The organism is Streptomyces sp. LS1784 (assembly GCF_020103755.1).
Taxonomy (GTDB): Bacteria; Actinomycetota; Actinomycetes; order Streptomycetales; family Streptomycetaceae; genus Kitasatospora.
Window position 1 is genome coordinate 1 of the sequence record NZ_JAHSQD010000765.1, and the last position, 3,159, is coordinate 3,159.

Annotated in this window: 1 protein-coding gene; it reads left to right on the forward strand. The window is 75.8% G+C overall.

All coding sequences use genetic code 11. The features are described from left to right. Positions 1-3,159, forward strand: a 3,159-nt coding sequence (locus KS423_RS41975; RefSeq protein ID WP_224284974.1) for an SDR family NAD(P)-dependent oxidoreductase, incomplete at both ends; no start/stop codon positions are given.

The window sequence follows — 3,159 nt, forward strand, 5'->3', positions numbered from 1 at the left end:
CACGGCGGAGCCGACGGCCGTACCCGAGGGCGCCGGGACGGAGGCCGTCGGCGCCCCGCTGCCCGAGACCGCACCGGACGCGCCCCGGACGCTGCCCGAGGCGCTGCTGCGCGCCGCCGAGCTGCACCCCGACCGGGGGCTGCACCTGGTGCAGGCGGGCGGCGAGGCGACCAGGCTGACGTACCGCCACCTCCTCTCCCGGTCCCGCGAGATCCTCGGCACGCTGGCCTCCGCCGGGCTGCGGGCCGGAGACCGGGTGATCCTCCAGGTCCCGCACCCGGAGCTCTACTTCCCCACGCTGTGGGCCTGTCTGCTGGGCGGGATGCAGCCGGTGACGGTCGCCCGCCCGCCGGACTACCACGAGCGCAACCCCGTCCTGGAGAAGCTCTGGCACGCCTGGCAGACCCTGGAGGAGCCGCCGGTGCTCGCCTGCGGGCCTGCGGTGGCGGGCCTGGAGCGGCTCGGGGAGCTGTACCCGGCGCCGGGCCTGCGGGTGATCGCCGTCGACCGGCCCGCCGAGGGCGACCGGCCTGCCGCTCCCGAGCACGCCCCCGCCCCGGGTGACGTCGCGATGCTCCAGCTGTCCTCCGGCAGCACCGGGCGGTCCAAGGCGGTGCAGATCACCCACCGTGGCATCCTGGAGTACGTGGCCGGCGCGGTCGCCCACGGCTGCGACCCGGCCGACACCACGGTCAACTGGCTGCCCCTGGACCACGTCGCCGGACTGCTGATGTTCCACCTGCGCGACGTGGTGCTGGCCGCCGACCAGGTGCAGGTGCCCACCGAACTCGTGCTCGCCGACCCGCTGGTCTGGCTGGACGCACTGGAGCGCTACCGGGCGGCGCACTCCTGGTCGCCCAACTTCGGCTACCGGCTGGTCGCCGAGGCCGTCCGGGCGGCGGGCCCCGGCCGCCACTGGGACCTGTCCGCGGTCAAATCGCTGATCAACGCCGGGGAGCAGTGCACCGAGGCGGTGCTGGACGAGTTCCTGGCCGCCACCGCGCCGTTCGGCGTCCGGCCCGAGCACCTGCTGCTGGGCTGGGGCATGGCCGAGACCTGCACGGCGATCACCTACAAGCGCTACCACGAGGACGGCGCCCGCCGGCTGGTGCGCACCGACTCGCTGACCGGCCGGCTGGAGCCCGCCGACCCGGCCTCGGCGGAGCGCGGCACCGGTTTCCTCAGCATGGGACGGCCCGCGCCCGGCACCCGGATACGGGTGACCGACGACAGCGGGCGGGTGCTGCCCGAACACTGGGTCGGCCGGCTCCAGGTCCACTCCGGCCGGGTGACGCCGGGGTACCTGAACAACCCGCCGGCCAACCACGAGGCCTTCGTCGGCGACGGCTGGTTCGACACCGGGGACCTGGCCTTCCTGGCCGACGGCGAGGTGGTGCTCACCGGCCGCCGCAAGGAGATCATCATCGTCAACGGCGTGCACTACTTCTGCCACGAGCTGGAGGACGTGGTGGCCTCCGTGGCGGGGGTGCGCTCCGGGCACGCCGCGGCCTTCGGGGTGCCGGACGAACGCACCGGCACCGAGCAGCTGGTGATCGCCTACGTCCCGAACGACCCGGACGCCCCCGCGCCGCCCGTCACCGCGGAGGTGCGGCGGCTGCTGGCGGCCCGCCGGCAGCCGGTCCCCGTCCTGGTGCTGCCGGTACCGGCAGCCGAGTTCCCCCGTACCACCAGCGGCAAGATCCAGCGCACCGCGCTGCGCCGCCGTCTGCTGGACGGCGAACTCGACGACCACATCGTGGCGTTGGACCTGGCCGAGGCCAACTCCCGGACGCTGCCGGACTGCGTGCGGCAGCTCGGCTGGGAGCCCCGCCCGGTTCCGGGGGCCCCGGCGGCTCCATCGGATGACGAAACGATCCTGCTGCTCGGCCCGTCCGGCCCCGGCACCCTGACCGAAGCGCTGGCATCCGCCCTGCCGAACACCCTGGTGGTGGACCGGCCACCGACCACCGACCCCGAGGACTGGCTGCGGGCCCTCGGGGACCAGGCCGCCGACCGGCTGGTCTACCTGTGGAGTGCGACGGCCGACGAAACGGCGCAGCCGCCGGACGAGGCGCTGCTCGCCCTGCTGCGGGCGCTCCCGGCGCGGGCGCCGGTCCGTGAACTGGTCTCGGTCAGCGCCGGACTGCACGCCGTACTCCCCGGTGAACTACCCCGGCCGCGAGCCGCGTTGACCGCGGCGCTGACCGCCGGGGCGCGGGCCGAGCAGCTGGTTCCGGCCGCCCGGCACCTCGACCTGCCGGGCGACGCACCGGCCGCGGAACAGGCGGCCGCACTGCTCGCCCTGCTGGCCGATCCCCGGCCGGAGCCCGAATCCGCCTGGCGCGCCGGCCGCTCCTGGGTCCCCCGGCTGGGACCGGCGGAGACCGCCTTCGGGCCCGCCGGGACGGGCTGCTCGCTGCTCACCCCCGGCGCCCGCTACCTGGTCACCGGCGGCCTCGGCGGGATCGCCGCCGAGCTGCTGCCCGGGCTGCTGCGCGAGTACGGCTCCCGGCTGCTGATCGTCGGCCGGAGCGACCTGGACTCCCCGACCGCCGAGGCGGCCGAGCGCCGCTCCGCGCTGCGCCGACTGGCCGCCCAGGGCGGTCAGGTCACCTACCGCCAGGCCGACGTGACGGATCGTCAGCAACTGGCGGAGGTGCTCGCCGAGGCCGAGCGGGAGTGGCAGGCACCGCTGGACGGCGTGCTCCACCTGGCCGGCGGCTATCGGCTCGCGCTGCTGTCCGACACCGACACCGAGGGCTGGCGCGAGGCCGTCCGGACCAAGTCCGAGGGCACCGACCACCTCATCGAGCTGGTCCGGCAGCGGCCCGGCGCGCAGTTCGTCGCCTTCTCCTCGATGATCGGCCTCCAGGAGGCCGTCGGCTCCACCGGGTACGCCGCCGCCAACCGCTACCTGGAGAGCACCGTCGAACGGCTGCGCCGGGAGACCGGCACCCCGGCCTGGACGATCTCCTGGGGCCTGTGGAGCGGCATCGGCATGAACCGCGACACCGAGAACGAGCAGGCCGCCGCCGGACGGGGCATCGCCGTGCTGAGCGCCGCACACGGCCGCCGGCTGGCCTCCCTGCTGCTGGCCGGCGCCCCGGGCCACCGGTACGCCGGCCCGGACCCGAGCTCCCCCGCCGCCCGGCGCCGTCT